This is a genomic window from Saccharomonospora azurea NA-128 (assembly GCF_000231055.2).
GTDB classification, from domain to species: domain Bacteria; phylum Actinomycetota; class Actinomycetes; order Mycobacteriales; family Pseudonocardiaceae; genus Saccharomonospora; species Saccharomonospora azurea.
This window is the reverse complement of the sequence record NZ_CM001466.1, coordinates 2,033,966-2,057,242: the sequence shown is the minus strand read 5'-3', so window position 1 is coordinate 2,057,242 and position 23,277 is coordinate 2,033,966. Positions and strand designations below refer to the sequence as shown.

At 70.0% G+C, this 23,277-nt stretch carries 22 protein-coding genes; 14 read left to right on the top strand and 8 right to left on the bottom strand.

Annotation, left to right across the window (positions count from 1 at the left end):
* The first annotated feature begins 86 nt into the window (after window positions 1-86).
* Entirely contained in the window at window positions 87-1,247 is a 1,161-nt protein-coding gene (locus SACAZDRAFT_RS09340) for a cystathionine gamma-synthase (protein WP_005440944.1), read from the top strand.
* A gap of 4 nt (window positions 1,248-1,251) precedes the next feature.
* On the opposite strand, the gene SACAZDRAFT_RS09335 is transcribed toward SACAZDRAFT_RS09340, so the two are convergent.
* Window positions 1,252-1,521: a hypothetical protein gene (locus tag SACAZDRAFT_RS09335; protein WP_005440942.1), complete on the bottom strand. Its 270-nt coding sequence runs from the start codon at window positions 1,519-1,521 to the stop codon at window positions 1,252-1,254.
* A gap of 121 nt (window positions 1,522-1,642) precedes the next feature.
* Here SACAZDRAFT_RS09335 and ilvA point away from each other — a divergent pair, with 121 nt between their 5' ends.
* The gene (gene ilvA / locus SACAZDRAFT_RS09330) at window positions 1,643-2,848 is read left to right on the top strand and encodes a threonine ammonia-lyase (RefSeq protein WP_005440941.1); all 1,206 of its coding nucleotides are present in this window, start codon (window positions 1,643-1,645) and stop codon (window positions 2,846-2,848) included.
* A gap of 49 nt (window positions 2,849-2,897) precedes the next feature.
* On the opposite strand, the gene hppD is transcribed toward ilvA, so the two are convergent.
* Complete coding sequence (hppD, locus tag SACAZDRAFT_RS09325; protein WP_005440940.1) at window positions 2,898-4,082, bottom strand: 4-hydroxyphenylpyruvate dioxygenase; 1,185 nt, start codon at window positions 4,080-4,082, stop codon at window positions 2,898-2,900.
* A 120-nt stretch (window positions 4,083-4,202) separates the two neighbouring features.
* Between hppD and SACAZDRAFT_RS09320 the strand changes: the two genes are divergently transcribed.
* Window positions 4,203-4,697 (top strand): Lrp/AsnC family transcriptional regulator, encoded by a 495-nt coding sequence (locus SACAZDRAFT_RS09320; protein ID WP_005440938.1) that lies wholly within the window; start codon window positions 4,203-4,205, stop codon window positions 4,695-4,697.
* An 81-nt stretch (window positions 4,698-4,778) separates the two neighbouring features.
* Here the strand turns inward: SACAZDRAFT_RS09320 and greA are convergent, their stop codons facing one another.
* The gene (gene greA / locus SACAZDRAFT_RS09315) at window positions 4,779-5,273 is read right to left on the bottom strand and encodes a transcription elongation factor GreA (protein WP_005440935.1); all 495 of its coding nucleotides are present in this window, start codon (window positions 5,271-5,273) and stop codon (window positions 4,779-4,781) included.
* Window positions 5,274-5,448: 175 nt separating this feature from the next.
* The gene (locus SACAZDRAFT_RS09310) at window positions 5,449-5,913 is read right to left on the bottom strand and encodes a DUF4307 domain-containing protein (RefSeq protein ID WP_005440934.1); all 465 of its coding nucleotides are present in this window, start codon (window positions 5,911-5,913) and stop codon (window positions 5,449-5,451) included.
* 140 nt (window positions 5,914-6,053) lie between these two features.
* On the opposite strand from SACAZDRAFT_RS09310, the gene mca reads away from it, so the two are divergent.
* Together mca and SACAZDRAFT_RS09300 are read left to right on the top strand one after the other, a co-directional pair.
* The gene (gene mca, locus SACAZDRAFT_RS09305; protein WP_005440932.1) at window positions 6,054-6,968 is read left to right on the top strand and encodes a mycothiol conjugate amidase Mca; all 915 of its coding nucleotides are present in this window, start codon (window positions 6,054-6,056) and stop codon (window positions 6,966-6,968) included.
* Window positions 6,965-7,342 (top strand): hypothetical protein, encoded by a 378-nt coding sequence (locus SACAZDRAFT_RS09300; RefSeq protein ID WP_005440929.1) that lies wholly within the window; start codon window positions 6,965-6,967, stop codon window positions 7,340-7,342. The genes mca and SACAZDRAFT_RS09300 overlap by 4 nt, the downstream gene beginning before the upstream one ends.
* 45 nt (window positions 7,343-7,387) lie before the next feature.
* Here SACAZDRAFT_RS09300 and SACAZDRAFT_RS09295 read toward each other — a convergent pair whose 3' ends face one another.
* A complete protein-coding gene (locus SACAZDRAFT_RS09295; protein ID WP_005440927.1) occupies window positions 7,388-8,248 on the bottom strand; it encodes an ABC transporter permease in 861 nt (286 codons plus the stop codon).
* Window positions 8,245-9,213 carry a daunorubicin resistance protein DrrA family ABC transporter ATP-binding protein gene (locus tag SACAZDRAFT_RS09290; protein ID WP_005440925.1) on the bottom strand — a complete coding sequence of 323 codons (969 nt, stop codon included), beginning with the start codon at window positions 9,211-9,213 and terminating at the stop codon, window positions 8,245-8,247. Before SACAZDRAFT_RS09290 ends, SACAZDRAFT_RS09295 begins: the two co-directional genes overlap by 4 nt.
* 94 nt (window positions 9,214-9,307) lie before the next feature.
* On the opposite strand from SACAZDRAFT_RS09290, the gene SACAZDRAFT_RS09285 reads away from it, so the two are divergent.
* From SACAZDRAFT_RS09285 to SACAZDRAFT_RS09275, 3 genes are all read left to right on the top strand, one after another.
* Window positions 9,308-10,090, top strand: a complete 783-nt coding sequence (locus SACAZDRAFT_RS09285) for a TetR/AcrR family transcriptional regulator (RefSeq protein ID WP_005440923.1) — start codon at window positions 9,308-9,310, stop codon at window positions 10,088-10,090.
* Between the two features lie 30 nt (window positions 10,091-10,120).
* Entirely contained in the window at window positions 10,121-12,124 is a 2,004-nt protein-coding gene (locus SACAZDRAFT_RS09280; protein WP_005440922.1) for a thioredoxin domain-containing protein, read from the top strand.
* Window positions 12,125-12,293: 169 nt separating this feature from the next.
* Window positions 12,294-14,216: an acyl-CoA dehydrogenase family protein gene (locus SACAZDRAFT_RS09275; RefSeq protein ID WP_005440921.1), complete on the top strand. Its 1,923-nt coding sequence runs from the start codon at window positions 12,294-12,296 to the stop codon at window positions 14,214-14,216.
* Window positions 14,217-14,369: 153 nt separating this feature from the next.
* On the opposite strand, the gene SACAZDRAFT_RS09270 is transcribed toward SACAZDRAFT_RS09275, so the two are convergent.
* Window positions 14,370-15,335 carry an extracellular catalytic domain type 1 short-chain-length polyhydroxyalkanoate depolymerase gene (locus SACAZDRAFT_RS09270; protein WP_040927724.1) on the bottom strand — a complete coding sequence of 322 codons (966 nt, stop codon included), beginning with the start codon at window positions 15,333-15,335 and terminating at the stop codon, window positions 14,370-14,372.
* Window positions 15,336-15,547: 212 nt separating this feature from the next.
* On the opposite strand from SACAZDRAFT_RS09270, the gene SACAZDRAFT_RS09265 reads away from it, so the two are divergent.
* The 4 genes from SACAZDRAFT_RS09265 to SACAZDRAFT_RS09250 all read left to right on the top strand — a co-directional run bounded on the left by SACAZDRAFT_RS09265 (window position 15,548) and on the right by SACAZDRAFT_RS09250 (window position 19,314).
* Window positions 15,548-16,951, top strand: coding sequence for a 3-hydroxybutyrate oligomer hydrolase family protein (locus SACAZDRAFT_RS09265; RefSeq protein WP_005440919.1), 1,404 nt, complete (start codon window positions 15,548-15,550; stop codon window positions 16,949-16,951).
* 162 nt (window positions 16,952-17,113) lie between these two features.
* Window positions 17,114-18,331, top strand: coding sequence for an MFS transporter (locus SACAZDRAFT_RS09260; RefSeq protein WP_005440918.1), 1,218 nt, complete (start codon window positions 17,114-17,116; stop codon window positions 18,329-18,331).
* Between the two features lie 48 nt (window positions 18,332-18,379).
* Window positions 18,380-18,907, top strand: a complete 528-nt coding sequence (locus SACAZDRAFT_RS09255) for a GNAT family N-acetyltransferase (protein WP_005440917.1) — start codon at window positions 18,380-18,382, stop codon at window positions 18,905-18,907.
* 80 nt (window positions 18,908-18,987) lie between these two features.
* A complete protein-coding gene (locus SACAZDRAFT_RS09250; protein ID WP_005440914.1) occupies window positions 18,988-19,314 on the top strand; it encodes a putative quinol monooxygenase in 327 nt (108 codons plus the stop codon).
* A gap of 54 nt (window positions 19,315-19,368) precedes the next feature.
* Here SACAZDRAFT_RS09250 and SACAZDRAFT_RS09245 read toward each other — a convergent pair whose 3' ends face one another.
* Window positions 19,369-19,956 carry a TetR/AcrR family transcriptional regulator gene (locus SACAZDRAFT_RS09245; protein WP_005440912.1) on the bottom strand — a complete coding sequence of 196 codons (588 nt, stop codon included), beginning with the start codon at window positions 19,954-19,956 and terminating at the stop codon, window positions 19,369-19,371.
* Between the two features lie 166 nt (window positions 19,957-20,122).
* On the opposite strand from SACAZDRAFT_RS09245, the gene SACAZDRAFT_RS09240 reads away from it, so the two are divergent.
* Window positions 20,123-21,610 carry an aldehyde dehydrogenase family protein gene (locus SACAZDRAFT_RS09240; protein ID WP_005440911.1) on the top strand — a complete coding sequence of 496 codons (1,488 nt, stop codon included), beginning with the start codon at window positions 20,123-20,125 and terminating at the stop codon, window positions 21,608-21,610.
* 4 nt (window positions 21,611-21,614) lie between these two features.
* Window positions 21,615-23,276 carry a choline dehydrogenase gene (gene betA, locus SACAZDRAFT_RS09235; RefSeq protein ID WP_005440906.1) on the top strand — a complete coding sequence of 554 codons (1,662 nt, stop codon included), beginning with the start codon at window positions 21,615-21,617 and terminating at the stop codon, window positions 23,274-23,276.
* Window position 23,277 lies beyond the last annotated feature (1 nt).

Genomic DNA, 23,277 nt, shown 5'->3' with positions numbered 1-23,277 from the left:
AAAGGGCCGTGGGTGTGGCACCCGCGGCCCTTTCACTTTCTCGACGCGCGACGGCGTGCCAAGGGGGCCGCCCGTAGGCTGTGGGCATGGTTGCAGACCCGCGCTACGGATTCGAGACACGCGCCATCCACGTAGGGCAGGAACCCGACCCCCGCACGGGTTCGGTGATCATGCCCATCTATCAGACCTCCACCTACGCGCAGGACGGGGTGGGCGGTCTTCGCGAAGGCGACTACGAGTACTCGCGGACGGCGAACCCGACGCGTACCGCGCTCGAAGAGGCCTTGGCGGCGTTGGAAGGCGGTAGGCACGCCCTGGCGTTCGCGTCGGGCATGGCGGCCACCGACGCGGTGTTGCGCACCATGCTCCGCCCGGGCGATCACCTGGTGCTGGGCAACGACGTCTACGGCGGCACGTTCCGGCTCATCGACAAGGTCCTCACCGAGTGGGGCGTCACCTACAGCGTCGCGTCGCTGTCCGACCTGGACGAGGTCCGGTCGGCGCTGCGGCCGGAGACCAAGCTCGTCTGGTGCGAGTCGCCGACCAACCCGCTGCTGGGGATCGCCGACATCGCGGCGCTCGCGGAGCTGGCGCACGTGGGCGGCGCGAAGCTGGTCGTGGACAACACCTTCGCCACGCCCTACCTCCAGACGCCGCTGGAGCTCGGTGCCGACGTCGTCGTGCACTCCACGACGAAGTACCTCGGAGGGCACTCGGACGTCGTGGGCGGAGCGGTCATCACCGACTCCGACGACCTGCGGGAGCGGCTGTTCTTCCTGCGCAACTCGGCCGGCGCGGTGCCGGGCCCCTTCGACGCATGGCTGACGCTGCGGGGCCTGAAGACGCTGGCCGTGCGCATGGAGCGGCACTGCGGTAACGCCGAGCTCATCGCCGAGGCGTTGTCGGTGCACCCGAAGGTCGAGCGGGTCTACTACCCGGGCCTCGCGGAGCACCCGGGCCACTCGCTCGCCGCCAAGCAGATGCGGCGGTTCGGCGGGATGGTGTCGTTCACTCACGCGGACGGCGAGCAGGCCGCGCTCAACATGGTCGCGCGGACCAAGCTGTTCATCCTCGCGGAGTCGCTGGGTGGGGTGGAGTCGTTGATCGAGCACCCCGGCCGGATGACACACGCGAGTGTCGCCGGGTCGTTGCTGGCGGTGCCCGCCGAGCTGGTGCGCTTGTCGGTCGGCATCGAGGACGCGCACGACCTGCTGGCCGACCTCCGGTACGCGCTCGACGCGTCGTAGCCGGTCAGCGGTTCAGATCGCCGGGGGAGGTGGAGTCGGCACCCGACCGCTCGTGGTCGTGGCCGATGCCCGCCTCCCTCAGGTCGGCGCCCGTGACGCAGCTGCCGACGAGGGTGACCTGCCTGCCGTCACGAACGTAGTGGCCGGGGTCGCACTGGGACTCCGCCACGGTGTAGACGGCGGCTCCGGTGAGGGCGAGGGCCGAGACCACGCCGACGATGAGCGGCACGACACCTGCGAAACGAGACCCGTTCGACGTGCGTGCCCTTCCCATGCGTTCGTCTCCCGCCGTGAGCTTCTCCGGTGACTTCCGGTGTATCACAAGCTTACCCAATCGTGATCTGGGCACGCACGTAACCTCGTCGTCACGCTACGTGCAGTGACATCATCCCGGTATGGGACTTGTCAGCGTGGACACAATCCGCGAGGCGAGGCGCCTACTCGAATCGGTCGTGCGGAAGACACCGATCGAGCGGGCGCGGGACCTCGAAGCGCCGCAGGGCGGGCCGGTGTATCTCAAGTGCGAGAACCTGCAACGCACCGGTTCGTTCAAGATCAGGGGTGCCTACACGCGCATCCACGGTCTCAGCGAGGCGGAGCGCGAGCGGGGCGTCGTGGCCGCCAGCGCCGGGAACCACGCCCAGGGTGTCGCGCTCGCCGCCGCGCTGCTGGGCACCAAGGCGACGGTCTTCATGCCGGAGCGGGCACCCCTGCCGAAGCTGGCCGCCACCCGCGGCTACGGCGCCGACGTCCACCTGCACGGCGAGTCCCTGGAGGAGGCGCTGGTCGAGGCGACGGCCTTCGCCGAACGCACGGGGGCGGTGTTCATCCACCCGTTCGACCACCCCGACATCATCGCCGGTCAGGGCACGGTCGGACTGGAGATCGTGGAACAGATCCCCGACGTGGCGACCGTCCTGGTCGCCGCCGGCGGCGGGGGACTGGTGGGCGGCGTGGCCAGCGCCGTGAAGGCGATGAAGCCCGACGTGCGCATCGTGGGTGTGCAGGCCGAGGGCGCGGCGGCGTTCCCGCTGTCGCTGTCCGCGGGCAACCCCGTGCGGTTGGAGCGGACGCAGACCATGGCCGACGGCATCGCGGTCGGCGCGCCCGGCCCCATCACGTTCGAACACGTCCGGTCACTGGTGGACGACGTCGTGACGGTGGGCGAGGAGTCGCTGTCGCGGGCCGTGCTGCTGTGCCTCGAACGCCGCAAGCTCGTGGTCGAGCCGGCGGGCGCGGCGACGGTGGCGGCGCTGCTGGAACATCCCGGGGTCTTCGAGTCGCCGGTGGTCGCGGTGCTGTCCGGTGGGAACGTCGACCCGCTGCTGTTGCTGCAGATCATCCAGCACGGCATGACCGCCGCGGGCCGGTACCTGAGCCTGCGTCTGCGGGTTCCCGACCGGCCGGGATCACTGGCGGGAGTGCTGACGCGCGTCGGAGAGCTGGGTGCGAATGTGCTCGACGTCGAGCACTCGCGGATCTCGGGCCGGCTCGCGATGGGTGAGGTGGAGATCGCCCTGAAGCTGGAGACGCGCGGCCCCGAGCACTGCGCCGACGTCGCCACCCAGCTACAGCGGGCGGGCTACCGCGTGGTGGTGTGAGCCCCGAGGGCCGTGGGGCCGCCCGAGACCGGGCGACCCCACGGACGGCTCACAGGTTGCCGCGACGGGCCTGCTCGCGCTCGATGGCCTCGAACAGGGCCTTGAAGTTGCCCTTGCCGAAGCCGAGCGAGCCGTGCCGCTCGATCAACTCGTAGAACACGGTGGGGCGGTCGCCGATCGGCTTGGTGAAGATCTGCAGGAGGTAGCCGTCCTCGTCGCGGTCGACGAGGATGCGGTGCTCCTTCAGGGTCTCGATCGGCACCCGGACCTCACCGATGCGAGCCCGCAGTTCCGGGTCGTCGTAGTAGGAGTCCGGGGTGTCGAGGAACTCGACGCCGGCGGCGCGCATCTCCGTCACCGTGCGGACGATGTCGTTGGTGGCCAGCGCGATGTGCTGACATCCGGCGCCGTCGTAGAACTCCAGGAACTCGTCGATCTGCGACTTCTTCTTGGCGATGGCCGGTTCGTTGAGCGGGAACTTGACCCGGTGGTTGCCGTTGGCCACCACCTTGCTCATCAGCGCCGAGTAGTCGGTGGCGATGTCGTCGCCGATGAACTCGGCCATGTTCACGAAGCCCATGACGCGGTGGTAGAAGGCCACCCATTCGTCCATCTTGCCGAGCTCAACGTTGCCGACGCAGTGGTCGACGGCCTGGAAGAGCCGCTTCGGCGCAGCCTCGGGCTTCGGCACGGATCGCTCGCGGGCCACGTATCCGGGCAGGTAGGGGCCGGAGTAGCGGGACCGGTCGATGAGGCTGTGGCGGGTGTCGCCGTAGGCGGCGATGGCGGCGACGCGCACGGTGCCGTGCTCGTCGGAGAGGTCGTGCGGTTCTTCCAGCACGGTCGCGCCGTTCGCGCGGGCGTGCTCGACGCACTTGTCCACGTCGGCGACTTCGAGGGCGAGATCGCTGACGCCGTCGCCGTGCTTGCGGTGGTGATCGAGCAGCGGTGAGGTGGGCTGCACACCGCCGTTGATCACGAATCGCGCCGAGCCGGACTTCAGAACGAACGACTTGTACTCGGCGTTGCCCGTCTCCGGGCCGGAGTAGGCGACGAGGTCCATTCCGAACGCGGACTGGTAGAAGTGCGCGGTCTGGGTGGCGTTGCCCACCACGAAGACCACGGCGTCCATCGCCTTGACGGGGAACGGGTCACTGGCCACGTCGTGGTCGACGAGGCCGACGAGCTGACGGAGCTGGTTGTAGTCGATGTCGTCGAGTGCTGGGTTCGCCATGTGACGAAGAATGCGCCCCGCCGGGCAGACTGGGCAACAGTCACGCGAAATACTGGTCAACCTGCTTGGTCGACATGGCATTCGAGTGAACAGATTGGCGCAGATTGCGCAGGAGGGCTCATGACGCTGGACGAACTCGACGCACGGTTGCTGCTGTTGCTCACCGACGCACCCAGACTCGGAGTGCTGGAGTGTGCGCGTCGGCTCGGGGTCGCGCGAGGCACCGTGCAGGCCCGCCTCGACCGCCTCACCGCGTCGGGAGTCCTCCGGGGCTTCCCTCCGGAACTCGACCTCGCGGGGATGGGCTACGGGCTGACCGCGTTCGCCGTGCTGGAGATCGCCCAGGGGCGACGTAGCGAGGTCGCCGCGGCGCTGGCCGCCATCGACGAGGTGTGCGAGGTGCACGCCACCACCGGGCAGGGCGACCTGTTCGTCCGGGTGGTGGCGAGGTCCAACGACGATCTGCAACGCGTCATCGACGAGGTCGTCGGCGTCCCCGGGGTCCGGCGGACGGCGACGTCCATCGCGCTGTCGACGCCGGTCCCGCCCCGGGTGCGACCCCTCCTCGAACGGGTCGCCGGAGAGCGCCGAGGGAGCCGAACCCGGCCTCGATGACCCCCGGACACACCAACGGCCGGTGCGTGCCATCACGATGGCTGCACCGGCCGCTCACCCGGGTACGGACTCGGGCCCCGCTCAGGAGCGGTAGGGAACCGCCTTCACGAGCGTGACCTTCTGGGTCTTGCCGTTGGGCAGGGGGTACTCCCGGGACTCGCCTTCGCGGGCACCGAGCAGCGCCCTGCCGAGCGGGGAATCCGGCGAGTACACCTCGACCGGCCCGTTGCCGCCCTCCTCGCGCGTGGCGAGAAGGAAGGTCTCCTCGTCGTCATCGCCGTCGTAGCGCACGGTCAACACCATGCCCGGCTCAGCGACGCCGTCGTCCTTCGGCGCTTCGCCGACCTTCGCGGCGCGCAGCAGCTCCTGCAGGTGCCGGATGCGGGCTTCCTGCTGGCCCTGCTCTTCGCGGGCGGCGTGGTAGCCGCCGTTCTCCTTGAGGTCGCCCTCTTCGCGGCTGGCGTTGATCTTCGCGGCGATGACCGGACGATTCTCGATCAGTTCGTCGAGCTCGCTCTTGAGCCTGTTGTAGGCATCCTGGGTCAACCAGGTCACCTTCGTGTCGCTCACGGTCACCATCTCCTCCTAGGGCCTGCCGAACCTGGGTATACAAGCCGGCCGCCACGCCATCGTGGCTGGTAGATAAAGGAAAGACACGGCCCGCGTGGGACCGTGCCGATAACTGAGGATAGCACGAAACCACCCCCGCAGGCCGCCACATTCATACAACGCCGGGTATCCGGCGCCTATTTCACTCCGTTGGCCGCTGGGGGGTTGACAAGTATTTCGGAACATCATAAGAGCAGCCGTACACATCTGCAGTGACAGGCCGACCGATGCTCCGTACGACGGTGTCCAGGCGCGACGCGCCCGGTGGAACGTAGAGCTCCTTCCTCCCGGTTTCGGCTCCCTCGATGTCGCGAACCCGGACGATGCAGACGGCCGGGCGCGACGGGTCGTCGCGGTTCACGTCCACCGTGATCTCCATGGCGTTGCCGGGCCGTTCGTCGAACGCGACGCGCTGGCCGTCGATGGGGGTGGCGAACCACTGCGTGTAGACGACATAGCTGGCGACACCGAGCACGACGAAGACGGTCACGCCGAACCACCAGGCTCGCTTGCCTTGCAGCGGGCGGCGGGGACGACGGATCCGGGCCGAGCCGTAGCGATCCTCCAGAGCGTCCACCGACTCGCGGTCGGATTCGGAGCTGCTCAAGGGGAGGGCCTCCAGGTCGTGTCGGTGCGGCGGGGAGAATGAAAACACCCACCTCGTGTGTTGAGTATCCGTGAGAGCGCTACGGACGTGGACCGGGGGGTCCGCACATGACGTGTGATGGGAAAGGAACCGAGCCGAACATGGCGCGAGCCGATGAAGAGAGGGCCGACAGGGTGGACACGGGCTTGCGGCTGATGGCGGTGCACGCGCACCCCGACGACGAGTCGAGCAAGGGCGCCGCCACGATGGCCCGCTACGTCGCCGAAGGCCACGACGTCATGGTCGTGACCTGCACCGGTGGGGAAGCGGGGAGCGTACTGAACCCGGCGATGGACCGGCCCGAGGTCCACGAGAACATGACGGAGCTGCGCAAGGAGGAGATGGCCAGGGCGGCCAAGATCCTCGGTGTGCAGCACCGCTGGCTGGGCTTCATCGACTCCGGGCTCCCGGAGGGCGACCCGCCGCCACCGCTTCCCGAGGACTGCTTCGCCAACGTGCCGCTGGAGGAGCCGGTCCGCGAGCTGGTGCGCGTCATGCGGGAGTTCCGTCCCCACGTCGTGATCACCTACGACGAGAACGGCGGTTACCCGCACCCCGACCACATCCGCTGCCACGAGGTGTCCATGGCGGCCTACGACGCCGTGGCCGACGCCGAGCAGTTCCCCGACGAGGGCGAACCCTGGCAGCCCTTGAAGCTGTACTACTGCCACGGTTTCTCCCGCGCGAAGTTCGAGGCGTTCCACGAGGCGCTGACGTCGCGCGGCCTCGACTCGCCCTACGAGGAGTGGTTGAAGAACTGGGATCCCGACCGGCCCGACGTCATGCAGCGGGTCACCACGCGCGTGCCGTGCGCCGACTACTTCGAGACGGCCGCCGACGCGTTGCGTGCGCACGCGACCCAGATCGACCCGAACAGCCGCTGGTTCGCGGTACCGCTCGACGTGCAGCGCGAGGTGTGGCCCACTGAGGAGTACGAGCTGGTGCGCTCGCTCGTCGACACGACGTTGCCCGAGGACGACCTGTTCGCGGGCGTTCGAGAGAGGGTGACGACATGACACTGCCGGCTTTCGCCGCCGTGCCCGCCATGAACGCCGGGGTCTGGCTCGCGCAGCAGCCGCCCCCCGGAGGCGACGGCGGCGACGGTGGCGGCCAGGGCGAGGACTTCGGCAAGTCCTCGCCGGTGGGCCTGCTGCTGTTGCTGGTGTTCTTCGTGGCGGTCGTGTTCCTGATCCGCTCGATGACCAAGCACCTGAAGCGGGTCCCGGCGAGCTTCGACCACCTCGACGACGCCGACGACGCCGCCGGCGCCGACACCACCGGTGACGGCGCCGACGGTCGTGACGAGGGCGGGCGCGAGAACACGACACCGGATTCGGCCGGCGTGGATGCCGCCTCCGGCGCCGATTCCGGCGGTGGCGGCAAACCCTGACGCCGCGACCGCGTCGAGGGGCGTGGTCGTGCTGCCCGAGGGCTCCTAGCGGCTCAACCGCCGATAGCGGCGAATGGACAGCGGGAAGAAGACGGCGATCAGCAGCACCGGCCACACCAGGGCGGGGAGCACGGGGTGGGTGGCGACCCACGAGTCGCTCGTCCAGCCCGGGTTTCCGAACAGGTCCCGGGTCGCGGCGACCGTGGCCGAGAGCGGGTTCCACTCGGCGAGCGCACCCAGCCAGCCCGGCATCGTGGCCGGCGAGACGAACGCGTTGGACAGGAAACCCACGGGCCACACCAGGATCTGCAGAGCCATCACCGACTCCGGGCCGCGGGCGACCAGACCGAGGTAGATGCCCACCCACAACATGGCCAGCCGCAACAGCAGCAGGAGTCCGAAGGCGGCCAGCGTCGGGGCGAGTCCCCCGTGGGGTTGCCAGCCGGCGGCCAGGCCCGTGGCTGTCAGCGCGGCCAGGGTGACGACGCTGCTCAGCAGGTCCGCGCTCGCGCGGCCGACGACCACCGCCGACCCCGCCATGGGGAGCGAGCGGAACCGGTCGGTGACACCGCGCGCGAGGTCGGTGTTCACCGCCGTGAACGTGGACTCGATGCCGAACACCATGGTCAGCGCGAGGACGCCGGGAACGAGGAACTCCCAGTAGTCGCCCGGGACCGCCATCGCGCCTCCGAACAGGAGGCCGAACATCAGCAGCACCATCACGGAGAACAGCAGATTGGCCACCAGCATCCCGGGCTGGTTGGTCCAGTGGGCGAGGTCGCGGCGCGTCATCGTCCACGCGTCCACGACGGCCCAGCGCAGCCGCGAGACCGTCGTGGCGGGCGGCTCGGCGGGGCGGGGCGCTGAGGACGGGGAGAGCGCCGAGGACGCCATGGGAACGGTCATGCCACTGCCTCCGTCGTGATCCGGTCGGGGTCGGTGAGTCGGAGGAAGACCTCGTCGAGCGTGGGGCGGCGGACGGTGACGTCCTCGATCGCGAGGCCGGTCTCCTCGACCTCGCGGAGGAACCGCCCGAGCGTGCCGACACGGTCCGCGACGGGCACGCTGAGGCGAGCCCGGTCGGCGTCGGTGTCGACGGCGGCGCCGCAGACCCTCCGCAGCAGCTCCGCCGCGGCGGCCAGGTCGGAGGTGTGTCGCAGCGTCACGTCGAGTCGGTCGCCGCCGAGTCGCCCCTTCAACTCGTCGGGCGTGCCCTGGGCGATGACCTTCCCGCCTGCCACCACCGAGACGGCGTCGGCGAGCTGATCGGCCTCCTCCAGGTACTGGGTCGTGAGGACGACCGTGGTCCCCGAGTCCGCGAGAGCGCGCACCGCGTCCCACATCTCGGCTCGGGCGCGGGGATCGAGGCCCGTGGTCGGCTCGTCGAGAAACAGCACGGACGGCGCGAGGAGCAGTCCGACGGCGAGATCGAGTCGGCGGCGCATCCCGCCGGAGTACTGCTTCACGGGTCTGCCGCCCGCCTCCGTGAGCCGGAAAGCGGCCAGCAGGTCGTCGGCCCTGCGCGCCGCCTGGGCGGAGCCGAGGTGGGAGAGCCTGCCGAACAGCAGCAGGTTCTGCCGTCCCGTGAGGATCTCGTCCACGGCGGCGTTCTGGCCGACCAGCGCGATCCTGCTGCGGACGTGTGCCGCCTGTGTGTTCACGTCGAAGCCCGCGACGCGTGCTGTGCCCGCGTCGGCGCGGACGAGTGTGCTGAGCACGCGCACGGTGGTGGTCTTGCCTGCGCCGTTGGGACCGAGCAGGCCGTGGACGGTGCCGCGTGGCACCACGAGATCCAGGCCGTCGAGCGCGTGGGTGGTGCCGTAACGCTTCCGTAGGCCGGTGGCCTCCACGGCGGGAGCGGTGTGGCTCACGACCCCTCCTTAACTCTCTACGTTGTACGGAGTCTACTTCACTCTACACCGTATGGAGATTCGGCGGCCGGGTAACGTGTGCGGAGTGAGCAGCGTGTACGTGGGCAGCGGCGACCCGAAGCGCAGCATGGAACTGCTGTGGGGAGCGGCGGACAAGCCCCGGCGAGGCCCGCGGCCCCGGTTCACCGTGGACGACATCGTGGCCACCGCCATCGAACTGGCCGACACCGAAGGCATCGACGCCCTGACCATGCGGGGCCTCGCCTCGGCGCTCGGCCTCACCGCCATGTCGCTCTACGGGTACGTGCCGGGCAAGGCCGAACTGGTCGACCTCATGGTCGACAGGGTCCACGCCGAGGTGAGCGCCCCCGAGCCGACCGACGACGGCTGGCGCGCCAAGCTGGAGGCCGTGGCCCGCCGCACGTGGGACCTGTACCTGCGCCACCCGTGGTTGCTCCAGGTCTCCACGGTGAGGCCCGTGCTCGGGCCGAACGTCATCGCCAAGTACGACGCCGACCTGGCCGCCGTCGCCGACCTCGGACTGACCGCGGTCGAGATGGACCTCGTGGTCACCCTCGTGGCGAACTACGTCCACGGCGCCGTGCGCGCCGCCGTCGAGCTGCGCCGCGTCGGACCGGACACCGGCAAACCGAATCCCGAGTGGTGGAGCGAGTACGAACCGCTGTTCACCAAGGTCTTCGACAGCGAACGCTACCCGGTGGCCGCCGAGGTGGGCGGCGCGATGGGTCCGGAACACTACGGGCCCGACGCCCCGGAAACGGCGTTCGAGTTCGGTCTCGAACGCCTCCTCGACGGCGTCGCGGTGTTGGTCGAGAACGCCTCCCGCCGGGGCGGACCGGACGCCACTTCACTGTGAGCCGCCCACGCGTGTGACACGCTGGAATCCATGAACCGCCTCGCCACCGCCACCTCGCCCTACCTCCTGCAGCACGCCGACAATCCCGTGGACTGGTGGCCGTGGGGACCCGAAGCGCTCGCCGAGGCGCAGCGACGCGACGTCCCGATCCTGCTGTCCATCGGATACGCCGCGTGCCACTGGTGTCACGTCATGGCGCACGAATCGTTCTCCGACGAGGACGTCGCGGCGCTCATGAACGAGCACTTCGTCAACATCAAGGTCGACCGCGAGGAACGCCCCGACATCGACGCCGTCTACATGACCGCCACCCAGGCCATGACCGGGCAGGGCGGCTGGCCCATGACCTGCTTTCTGACACCGGACGGCAAGCCGTTCCACTGCGGCACGTACTACCCGCCCGTCCCCGCGCACGGCATGCCGTCGTTCCGGCAGCTGCTCGACGCGGTCGCCCAGGCGTGGCGGGAACGTCGCGACGAGCTCGTCGAGGGGGCGGGCCGCATCGTCGACCACATCGTCGAGCAGACCAAGCCGCTCGGCCCGCACCCCGTCACCGCCGAGACCGTCGCGTCCGCGGTGTCGAAACTGCGGACGGAGACCGACCCCGGGCACGGCGGTTTCGGCGGTGCCCCCAAGTTCCCGCCGTCCATGGTGCTCGAGTTCCTGCTGCGCCACTACGAGCGCACGGGTTCGGTGGAAGCACTGTCTATTGTCGACATGACCGCCGAGGGCATGGCCCGGGGCGGGATCTACGACCAGCTCGCCGGCGGGTTCTCCCGGTACTCCGTCGACGCCGGCTGGGTGGTGCCGCACTTCGAGAAGATGTTGTACGACAACGCGTTGCTGCTGCGCTTCTACGCGCACCTCGCGCGGCGCACGGGGTCCGCGCTGGCCCACCGGGTCGCCGGGGAGACGGCGGAGTTCCTCCTGCGCGACCTGCGGACGCCGCAGGGTGCGTTCGCCTCCTCCCTCGACGCCGACACCGAGGGCGTGGAGGGCCTGACCTACGTGTGGACGCCGCAGCAGCTCGTGGACGTGCTCGGGCCCGACGACGGCGCCTGGGCGGCCGCGACGTTCGGCGTGACCGTCGAGGGCACCTTCGAACGAGGCGCGTCCACCCTGCGGCTGCCCCGCGACCCCGACGACCCGTCCCGCTGGATGCGCGTCACCGCGACCTTGCTGGAGGCCCGCAACGCCAGGCCTCAGCCCGCCCGCGACGACAAGGTGATCGCCGCGTGGAACGGACTCGCCATCACGGCGTTGGCGGAGGCGGGCGTCGCGTTGCAGCGTCCCGAGTGGGTCGAGGCCGCCGTCGCCGCGGGCGCCTTCGTGCTCGACGCGCACGTGTCCGACGGGACGGTGCTGCGCAGCTCGCGGGACGGCGTGGTCGGTGAGGCGGCGGGAGTGCTGGAGGACTACGCGTGCCTCGCCGACGGCCTGCTGTCACTGCACCAGGCCACCGGGGAACCCAGGTGGCTCGTCGAGGCGACGGCGCTGCTCGACACGGCGATGCGACGGTTCGGCGTCGAGGGCGCGCCAGGTGCCTTCCACGATACCGCGTCCGACGCGGAGGAGCTCGTGCATCGGCCGAGCGATCCCACCGACAACGCGAGCCCGTCCGGAGCGTCGGCACTGGCGGATGCGTTGCTCACCGCGTCGGCGTTGGCCGGGCCGGAGCATGCGGGCACGTACCGGGCGGCGTGCGAGGAAGCGGTGAGCCGGGCGGGGGCGCTCATCGCGCAGGTGCCGCGGTTCGCGGGGCACTGGCTGTCGGTGGCGGAGGCGATGCTGGCCGGTCCGGTGCAGGTCGCCGTCGTCGGTGAGGACGCGCAGGCGCGTCACGAGCTGGTGGTGGAGGCCGCCACACGCGTGCACGGCGGCGGCGTGGTGCTCGGCGGCGAGCCGGAGGCCGAGGGCGTGCCGCTGCTGGCCGACCGTCCGCTCGTGGACGGCTCCCCGGCGGCGTACGTGTGCCGGGGCTATGTCTGCGACCGCCCCGTGACGACCCCGGAGGATCTCGCCCACGCCCTCTGACATCGTGTCCGCGCTCCAGGGACGGGTGTTCGCACTTCGGGGACGGATGTTCGCACTTCAGGGACGGTGCCGTGTACGCGAAGTGCGGACACGCGTGCGCAACTCGCGGACACGATGTGGATGATCTTCAGGCCTGCGAGAAACGTCGGTTTCGGGCAGGCTAGGGCGCATGGAGCCGTTGACCGAAGAGTTGACTCGACTGCTGGACGGGCGGTGGGCCTCGGTGCGCCGCGACATCCGGGAACACCTCGCCGCCGAGGCGGAGAAGGGTGCGTTCGACACGGAGACGCTGGACGCCGCCGCCCATCGTGAGCGGATCGGTGAACAACTGCGGGCGCTGGCGAAGACCGGACGCCCGCGGCTGGGTTTTCCCACCGAGTACGGCGGGGACGGTGACATCGGCGCCGCCGTCGTGTCGTTCGAGATGCTCGGCTTCGGCGACCTCTCGCTCATGGTCAAGTCGGGTGTCCAGTGGGGATTGTTCGGTGGCGCGATCCACCTGCTGGGTACGCGACACCACCACGAGCGGTACCTCTCGGACATCATGTCGGGGGAGTTGCTCGGGTGCTTCGCGATGACGGAGATCGGGCACGGCTCGGACGTGCAGAACCTCCGTACGACGGCCACCTACGACCCCGACACCGCGGAGTTCGTGGTGCACACGCCCGATCGGTCGGCGACGAAGACCTACATCGGCAACGCGGCCCGCGACGGCCGTCTCGCCGTGGTGTTCGCGCAGCTCGTCACCGGCGGCGAGAGCCGGGGTGTGCACGCGGTGCTCGTGCCGATCCGGGACGAGCACGGCACGGTGCTCCCGGGGGTCACCATCGAGGACAACGGCGTCAAGGCCGGACTGAACGGCGTCGACAACGGACGCATCACGTTCGACCATGTGCGGGTCCCGCGCACGGCGCTGCTGAACCGCTACGGCGACGTCACCGAGGACGGCACCTACACCAGCCCGGTCGACAGCGACGGCAAGCGGTTCTTCACGATGCTCGGCACGCTGGTGCGCGGCCGCATCAGCGTCGCGGGCAGCGCGGGCAACGCCACGAAACGCGCGCTCGCCATCGCCGTGCACTACGCCGACCGCCGTCGGCAGTTCGCGGGGCGGGACGGCGCCGAGGTGACGCTCCTCGACTACCTCGCACACCAGCGTCGCCTGCTGCCCGCGCTCGCGACGACGTACGCGTTGCACTTCGCGCAGGAGGACCTCGTCGCCGAGCTGCACGACCTGCAGACCGGGACCCCGGAGGACGTCGCGGAGGCCGACGAGATCCGGCAGCGGGAGCTGGAGTCGAGCGCCGCCGGGCTCAAGGCCCTCGCCACCTGGCACGCGACCAGCACGATCCAGGCCGCGCGCGAGGCGTGCGGTGGAGCCGGGTACATGGCGGAGAACGTGTTGCCCTCGCTGAAGGCCGACACCGACGTCTTCACCACCTTCGAGGGCGACAACACGGTGCTGCTGCAGCTGGTCGCGAAGGGGCTGCTCACGCACTACCGCTCGCAGTTCCAGGATTTGAGTCCACTCGCGACGGCGCGGTTCGTGGCCGAGCAGTTCGTGGGCGCGGTGATCGAGCGCACGGCGGCGAGGCGGGTCGTGGAGCGGATCGTCGACGCCTCACCGGCGCGGGACGACGACGATGCGGTGTTCGACCGCGCGTGGCAGCTGAAGCTGTTCACCGATCGCGAGTCGCACGTGCTCGACGGGCTGGCCCGGCGCCTGCGCGCGGCCGGACGGGACAACGCCTTCGACGTCTTCAACGCCGCGCAGGACCACGTGTTGCGGGCGGCGCGGGTTCACGTCGAGCGGGTGGTGCTGGACTCGTTCGTCGCGGCCGTCGACCGCTGCGAGAACGCCGAGGTGAAGGCCCTGCTGGACAAGGTGTGCGATTTGCACGTGCTGGCCACCATCGAGGCCGACCGGGCGTGGTTCCTGGAGCACGGCAGGCTCACCAGCGGGCGGGCGAAGGCCGTGGTGGCCGGGGTGAACCGGTTGTGCGGAGAACTGCGGCCGCACGCGCGGACGTTGGTGGACGCCTTCGCCGTCCCGGAACGGCTGTGGCGGGTCCCGATGCTCGACTGGGTCTGACCGGACAGCTGGACACCTCGTCGCTCGGCTGCCTGACATCGGCGACCCGAGCGACGAGGCGAGTTCGTTCGACGCGGTCGTTCTGCCCGAACGTCTCCGGCCACCGGGGCCGGCGACGTGGTCAGCACCTCCGCACCGGGTCGAGTGGGGCGATCACTGCAGGTTCCACGTCTGACCCAGGTGCCAGGCCGCGCAGACGTCCACGTCCAGCAGGTACTGGGCCGCGCTTCCGCACTGTCCCTCACCGGTGCCCGGATCCACGGGCTGACCGTGGTTCATGCCCGGGATCGCCACGGTCTCGACCACGGCCCGGCCTTCGGCGTCCTCGTACACCGCCCGCGGGTAGCCGGCCACGGTGTCCTCGCGGTCGGGGGTGGCGTCGGTGCCGTGCACGTCGGTCCACTGCTCGACGAGTTCCCGCTGGTTCGCGATCTTCACCGTGCTGTCGGCGTCGCCGTGCCAGATGCTCATGGTCGGCCAGGGACCCTCGTGCGAGCCGGCGCCGCGCACCAGGTCGCCCCACGCCGACGGGCTCAGGTCCTTGCCCACGTACATGCAGGTGAAGGCCTCGTACATCGCCGACGCACAACGGTAGGGCAGGCCGGCGACCACACCGCCGCCCGCGAACCGGTCCGGATACGTGGCGAGCAGCGCCGACGTCATACCGCCGCCCGCGGACAGGCCCGTGGCGTACACGCGGGAGGCGTCGCCGCCGGTGGCGTCGAGTGCGTGGTCGACCATGCTGACCACCGAAGCCACTTCGCCCCGGTCGCGGGTCGTGTCGCCGGACTCGAACCAGTTGAAGCAGTTGTTCAGGTTGTTACCCGAGGTCTGCTCGGGGAGCACGACGCTGAACTGCCACTTGTCGGCGAGCTCCACCCAGCCGGACTGGTTTCCGTAGTCGGTGGCGTTCTGCGTGCACCCGTGCATCGCCACCACGACCGGCCGGTTCTCGGCGAGGCCGTCGGGGACGTACTGCAGCATGCGGAGACCGCCGGGGTTGTCGCCGAAGTCGGGGACTTCCGTGACGGCGGCGGCGCCAGGAGCGTCGGATGTCGTCGAGGTGGCGGGCGTCGCCTGTGCGGACATCGGCGCGGCCAGGAGTGCGGCCGTCACCATGGGAAGTAACAGTCGTCGCGTGCGAACCGATCTGGTCACAGGACTCTCCTCACGTCGTTGTGATCGACAACACGGTAGGGGTGCACAGTGGCCTCTTGCCATATCGGTGGCCGCCATATCCGGTTGTCCGACTGTGGTCCGTGCGCACATTCCGCGCGATGATCACTGCTCCTACGGTGGCCTGAAATCGGACAGCGGAACCGGAGGTCCCCGTGAAGCGCAGACACAAGGTCGCCACCGCGGTGCTGTCGACGTTGTTCGTCGCGGTACCAGGCGTCGCCGGTGCGGCGGCCGTCGCCGAACCCGCGTCGTCCCCCTCGGCGGGAGAGTGCGCCGACCGTCCCCCACGGGTGCCGGGAGCGCAGCACCAGCAGGTGGCGTGTCTGGACGACCTCACCACCACCGGCCTCGCTCGCACGGGACACACCGATCCGGCGGACTGGGCGGGCCTGACGCAGGAGGCGCTCCCCGTACCCGACGCCGTACCCGGGATGCAGATCGACGGGTACTTCCACGACACGTCGACGACGAACACGAACCACGGCTGGAACCACGACTCGCAGTTCGTCCTCCGCCTGCCGGAGAACTGGAACGGCGGTCTCGTGATCTCGGGGACTCCCGGGAACCGCGAGCAGTACGCCAACGACCGGGCGATCTCGGACTACGTCCTGGCGAAGGGATACGCCTTCGCCGCCACGGACAAGGGCAACACCGGGGCCGAGTTCTACACCGACGGCAGGCGGCCCGGCGACGCGATCGCCGAGTGGAACCACCGGGTCACGCAGCTGGCCCGCGCGGCGAAGGCCACCGTCACTCAGCACTACCGCCAGCGTCCCACCACGACCATCGCAACGGGACTGTCCAATGCGGGCTATCTGGTGCGCTGGCAGCTGGAGAACCACCCCGAGCTCTACGACGGCGGCGTGGACTGGGAGGGCACGCTGTGGTCGGAGGACGGCCCGAACCTGGTCGAGTACCTTCCCGAGGTGCTGACGGCCTATCCGCGTTACGCCGAAGGCGGCGAGGACGCCGAGGCAGCCCATGCCGCGATGGTGGAGGCCGGCTTCCCCGAGGGCTCGGAGTTCCTGTGGCAGTCCCACTACGAGATCTACTGGGACCTGACTCAGCGGATCTACCGCGAGGAGATCGATCCGGAGTTCGACGGTGACCTTCGGGCCGGCCACCCCTACTGCGCGCCGGGGGCGCCGCAGTGCGACGCCGACTACGACTACTCGGAGCGGCCGGAATCGGTGCACGAGGCCGTCGAGCGCATCGGGCTCACCGGGGAGATCGGCAAGCCGTTGCTGACGCTGCACGGCACGCTCGACGTGCTGCTGCCGATCAGCGAGGACTCCGACGTCTATGCCGAGATGGTGCGTGAGCAGGGGCGTGAGCACCTGCACCGCTACTACCGCATCGAGGACGGCACGCACACCGACTCGTTCGTCGACCTGCACCCCGACGAGCTGCGGGCGCTGACGCCCTGTCACCGCACGGCGTTCGAGGCGCTGGAGGCGTACCTGCACGACCGCACGCCGATGCCCGAGTCGGCCACGATTCCCCGCCCGGCCGACGCCACGCCGCAGGACCTGGTGACCACCTGCGACCTGCGCTGAGGTAACCCACCCCACCGTGTCCGCAGCCTGCGCACGCGTGTCCGCACTTCCGGGACGCGTGTCCGCAGGCTGCGGACGCGTGTGTGCCGTTCCGGTACACAAATCCCGTCCGCCACGGGTGAAACGACCGTGCGCGTCGGACGGGACCACTACTCTTCGCCTATGAGCTTGGGGAGTCACTTCCGGCGGTTCTGGACCGCGGCCGTGCTCGTCAACGTCGGCGACGGCATCCGGTTGGCTGCCTTCCCGTTGCTCGCGGCGAGTCTCACCGACAGTGCCGCGTGGGTGTCGGTGGTGACGGCCGCGAGCACGGTGCCGTGGTTGGTCGCCGGTCTCGCGGCGGGATCGCTGGCCGACCGCCGGGGTGCGCGGGGCCTGATGGTCACGGCCGACGCGGTGCGGCTCGCGGTGTTGGTCGGGCTCGCGGTGCTGGTCGCCGTCGGCGCGGCGGGTGTCGCCATCGTCGCGGTGGCCGCGCTGCTGCTGGGGGTGGCGGAGACACTGCGCGACACCGCCGCGCAGACGGCGATTCCCCGCCTGGTGCCCGCCGCGTTGCTCGAACGCGCGAACGGCCGGTTGGTGGCCGGTGAGGTCGCGGGCAACGAGTTCGTCGGCCCGCTGCTCGGGGGACTGCTGTTCGGGGTCGGTGCGGCCGTGCCGTTCGTGGCGAACAGCGCGGCGACGGTGCTGGCGGTCGCGGCGGTGCTGAGCATCCCGGCCACGGTGCTGAACCTCCGGGCGCCATCGTCACCGGAGGCGCGGCCGGAGGTCGGCGCCGGAGTCCGTGCGGCCCTGTCGTGGCTGGTCCGGCAACGCGCGCTGCGCATGCTGGTGGTCGCCGGACTCGGTGTCGCCGTGGCGGACAGCGCGTGGTTCGCGGTGTTCGTCCTCTACACCGAGCAGACCCTGGAGCTCGGACCCGTGGGGTTCGGTGCGTTGCTGGCCGTCGGCGCCGTGGGAGGACTCGCGGGAGCCGTCCTGGCCGACAAGGCGGTGGCCGGCCGTCGACATCGCCTGGTGCTGGCGGTGGCCATGCTGCTGGCGGCGGCGACGCCGGTGGTGCTGCTCGTGTTGCCGACGGTGCCGGGAGCGGTCGTGGTCGTGGTGACGACCAGCGCCGCGTTCGGGCTGTTCAACGTCGTGGCCGTGTCGCTGCGGCAGCGGCTCGTTCCCGGTGACCTGCTCGGGCGCGTCACGGCCACGTGGCGCACGGTCGTGTACGGCGGCGGCGCGCTCGGGGCGTTGGCGGGTGGTGCGCTCGCCACTCAGTGGGGTTTGGACGCTCCGTTCGTGCTCTGCGGTGTGGTGGGATTGGTCGCCGCCGCGGCTTGGTTGCTCGGGTCGCGGGGGCTACCGCAGGTGTCCGGGGGCGCGGCGTGACCGGAAAAGCAGTGGAGTCGCGCGGGCGGGTTCGCGGAGACTGTCGCCATGCTCCCGACCGGTGAACTCGTCCAGCTCCGACCCCTCGAACCCGACGACGCGGACCACTTCTGGCGCTGGCACAAGGATCCCGACGTGGTTCGGTGGATGACCGGCGACTATCACCTGTCGCTGGCGCAGACTCGCGCGCGGTTCGCCGAGCGGAAGCGGAACTCGTACTCGGAACTGTCGTTCGTGGTTGAGACGCTGGCCGACGGCACGCCCATCGGCGGTGTCCGCCTGGACGGTGCCACGCCGGAGACCGCGTGTGCGGAGGTGTCCCTCTACCTCGGGAGGAAGGACTACTGGGGTCGCGGCTACGGCACCGACGCCCTGCGGACGGTGTGCCGGTACGGCTTCGACGTCATGCGGCTGCACTCCATCGTGCTGTGGGTGGTGCCGGAGAACGACGCCGCGGTGCGCCTCTACAGGAAGGTCGGGTTCCGTGAGGACGGTCGCCAGCGGGACGCGTTCCGGGGCGCCGGGCGGTGGCACGACATGATCCTCATGACGCTGCTTGAGGGGGAGCTCACCTGAGCCCTGCCCTGGGCCGTGCCGGCCGGGCGGTGAGCTCCTAGCATCGCGGATGAGTGAGTCCCTCCGACGTCAGGAGCGTCATGATTTTCATTACCGCCAAGTTTCGGATCCTTCCCGAGCACGCCGACGCGTGGCCGGAGATTTCGCGCGAGTTCACCGAGGCGACCCGCGCCGAGCCGGGCTGCCTGTGGTTCGACTGGTCGCGCAGCCTGGACGACGAGAACGAGTACGTGCTGGTGGAGGCGTTCCGGGACGACGAGGCGGGCGCGGCCCACGTGCAGTCCGACCACTTCAAGGCCGCCCAGCAGAAGTTGCCGCAGTACCTCGCCGAGACCCCGCGCATCGTGAACACCACCGTCGACCAGGACGGGTGGTCCGAGCTCGGGGAGATGGCCGTCGACCGCTGACGGCTCGTCTCGTTGCGCACCCGGCCGACCACGCGCGGTCGGCCGGGTGCGATGTCAGCTCTCTGAGCCGGCCATGCTCAGTGCGCGCCGGTACAACGCCTCCACGTCGTCGAGCTGTGGGGGTGTGGCGCCGAGTACGGCCTGCATCATCAGTCCGCAGGTGAGCGTCGCCAGGAGCTTGCCGGTCAGCGGGTCGGTGCGGGCGATGAACAGCTCGGCGAGCGCGTCGTCCCACGCGACGGCGGCGCGTCGCAGGCTGGGGCGTTGGAGCGCGAGCGCGTAGAGGTTGTACTCCGCGATCGTGTTGGCGCGCTCCTCGGTCACGGAGTCCAGCACCATCTTCGCCAGTGCCGCCGCCAGGTCCACGTCGGCGGGCAGTGTCGCGTCCCATTCCCGGAGTGCGGAGACGTTGCGTCGCGCCGCTTCGTCGAGGGCGCTCGCGATGAGGTCGTCGAGCGTGGCGAAGTGGTACGTCGTGGAGCCGAGCGGCACGCCCGCCTCCGCCGCGACGGCACGGTGAGTGAGCGCGTTGATACCGCGTCGGGCGATGACGGCGATGGCCGCGCGCGCGATCCGGTTGCGACGGTCCGGGTCGTTCGGACCACGTGTGCGCTTGCGCGCCACAGGTTGTTGCGCGGTCATGCGCTGCCCCCTCCCACACAGGTCCCGGCTATGACAACACACCACGTCAGACGGTGTGTGACCGGCTCGACCTTCACTATGTACGCGAGTACATATAACATGTACCGCTGTACATAAATCCAAGTGGTCTGGACCACGTGCCTATGGAGAGTGGGAAACCCGCCTGATGAGAGACCTCTACATCGACGGCGCCTGGGTCGAGGCGACGACGTCGAGCGGCGGTCGCGCCGTGCTCAACCCCTACGACGGCAGCACCGTGACCACGGTGTCGGAGGCCGGCCCGGAGGACGTCGACGCCGCCGTCAACGCCGCACGACGGGCGTTCGACGAGGGCTCGTGGCCCGCCACTCCGGCCCGGGAGCGCGGCGACCTCCTGCGGCGGGTGGCGGAGCTCCTCCAGCGTGACCGCGAGCACATCGCCCGGCAGGAGAGCATCGACACCGGCAAGACGCTGGCCGAGGGCCGCATCGACGTGGACGACGTCACGAACGTCTTCCGCTACTACGCAGGCCTCGCCGACGCCGACGCGGGCCGGGTCGTCGACACCGGCGACCCCGGCGTGGTCAGCCGTATCGTCTACGAGCCCGTCGGCGTGTGCGCGCTCATCGCGCCCTGGAACTACCCGCTGCTGCAGATCTGCTGGAAGATCGCACCCGCGCTCGCGGCGGGCAACACGATGGTGATCAAGCCCAGCGAGGTGACACCCCTGACGACGATCACGCTCGTCGGGCTGCTGGAGGAAGCCGGCGTCCCGCGGGGCGTGGTGAACCTCGTACTCGGCGACGGTGCGACCGTGGGCGCCGCCATGGTGCGCCACGACGCCGTCGACCTCGTGTCGTTCACCGGCGGTCTGGCCACCGGGAAGAAGATCATGGCGATGGCCGCCGAGGGCGTGAAGCGGGTCGCCCTGGAGCTCGGCGGGAAGAACCCGAACGTCGTCTTCGCCGACGCGGACTTCGACACCGCGGTCGACTACGCGCTCGCCGCCGCGTTCGTCCACTCGGGACAGGTCTGCTCGGCGGGTGCGCGCCTCATCGTGCAGGACAGAATCTACGACGAGTTCGTCGCCGAACTCGGTCGTCGAGCCGACGCGATCAGGCTCGGCAACGGCCTCGACGACGCCACCGAGTGCGGACCGCTCGTCTCGGCCGAGCACCGGGCCAAGGTGGAACGCCACATCGAGCAGGCCATCGCCGAGGGCGCGCGGCTCGTCGCCGGCGGCGGACGTCCGTCCGAACCAGAACTCGCGAACGGCTTCTTCCTGCGCCCCACCGTGTTCGCCGACTGCACGCGTGACATGACCGCGGTGCGCGAAGAGGTGTTCGGTCCCGTCGTGACCGTCGAACGCTTCCACGACGAGGCCGAGGCGATCCGCCTCGCCAACGACACCGAGTACGGCCTCGCCGGTGCCGTGTGGACGAACGACGCCTCCGTCGCACAGCGGGTCGCGGGCGCACTGCGGCACGGCACCGTCTGGATCAACGACTACCACCCGTACCTGCCTCAGGCCGAATGGGGCGGGTTCGGCAAGTCCGGCGTCGGGCGAGAGCTCGGCCCGACCGGCCTCGACGAGTACCGCGAGGCCAAGCACATCTACCACAACATCGACCCGGCACCGATGCGCTGGTTCTCCGGCGCGCCCAAGGAGGGATGAAGCAGTGGCACGAAGGTACGACTACATCATCGTGGGTGGTGGGTCGGCCGGGTGCGTGCTGGCCAACCGGTTGAGCGCCGACCCGTCCACCAGCGTTCTCGTGCTGGAGGCGGGCCGCTCCGACTGGATCTGGGACATCCTGATCCACATGCCCGCGGCGCTCACCATGGTCATCGGCAACCCGCTGTACGACTGGCGGTACGAGTCCGAACCCGAGCCCTACATGAACGGTCGTCGCGTGTACCACGGCCGCGGCAAGCTGCTCGGCGGGTCGAGCTCGATCAACGGCATGATCTTCCAGCGCGGCAACCCGATGGACCTCGAACGGTGGGCGTCCGACCCGGGCATGGAGACCTGGGACTACGCCCACTGCCTGCCGTACTTCAAGCGCATGGAGAACACCCAGGCGGGCGGTGACGACTGGCGCGGCGACGACGGTCCGCTCTGGCTGGAGCGCGGCCCCATCAAGAACCCGCTGTTCGGCGCATTCCTGGAAGCGGCGCAGCAGGCCGGCTACCCGCTGACCGACGACGTCAACGGCTACCGCCAGGAGGGCTTCGCGGCGTTCGACCGCAACATCAAGAACGGCCGTCGCTGGTCGGCCTCGCGGGCGTACCTGCACCCGGTCAAGCACCGTCGCAACCTGACCGTACAGACGCTGACGCACGTCAACCAGGTGCTGTTCAACGGCAAGAAGGCGATCGGCGTGTCGGCGACCCGGCTCGGCCGCAAGCCGGAGAACATCTACGGCGGCGAGGTCATCCTCTGCGGTGGAGCGATCAACACGCCGCAGATCCTGCAGCTCTCGGGCGTGGGCGACCCGCGGCACCTCGACCCCCTGGGCATCCCGACCGTCCAGGAACTGCCCGGTGTCGGCGAGAACCTCCAGGACCACCTCGAGGTCTACGTGCAGCACGCCTCCAAGCAGCCGGTGACGTTCAACCCGGCGCTCAAGCTGCGCAACCGGCCCAAGATCGGTCTGCAGTGGCTGCTCGGACGGACCGGGCCCGCGGCGACCAACCACTTCGAGGCCGGTGGCTTCGTCCGGGGCAACGACGTCGTCGACTACCCCAACCTGATGTTCCACTTCCTGCCGATCGCCGTCCGCTACGACGGCACGCAGATCGACACGCCCCACGGCTACCAGGTCCACATCGGACCGATGTACTCGGACGTCCGCGGCAGCGTGAAGATCAAGTCGGTCGATCCCAAGGCGAAGCCCGCGCTGCGGTTCAACTACCTCTCCACCGAGAACGACCGCAGGGAATGGGTCGAGGCCATCCACGTCGCGCGCGAGATCCTGAAGCAGCCCGCGCTCGACGAGTTCAACGGCGGGGAGATCTCGCCCGGACCGACGGTGCAAACCGAGAAGGAGATCCTCGACTGGGTCGCCCGGGACGCCGAGACCGCCTACCACCCGTCGTGCTCGGCACGCATGGGCACCGACGAACGCTCCGTCGTCGACCCGACGAGCATGCGCGTGCACGGCACGGAGAACCTCCGCGTCGTCGATGCGTCCGCCATGCCCTACCTCACCAACGGCAACATCTACGCGCCCGTGATGATGCTCGCCGAGAAGGCCGCCGACCTGATCCGGGGCAACACCCCGCTGCCGCCGGCGGATGTGCCGTACTACCGGCACACCCGGGCCGGTGACGAGGGGTGAC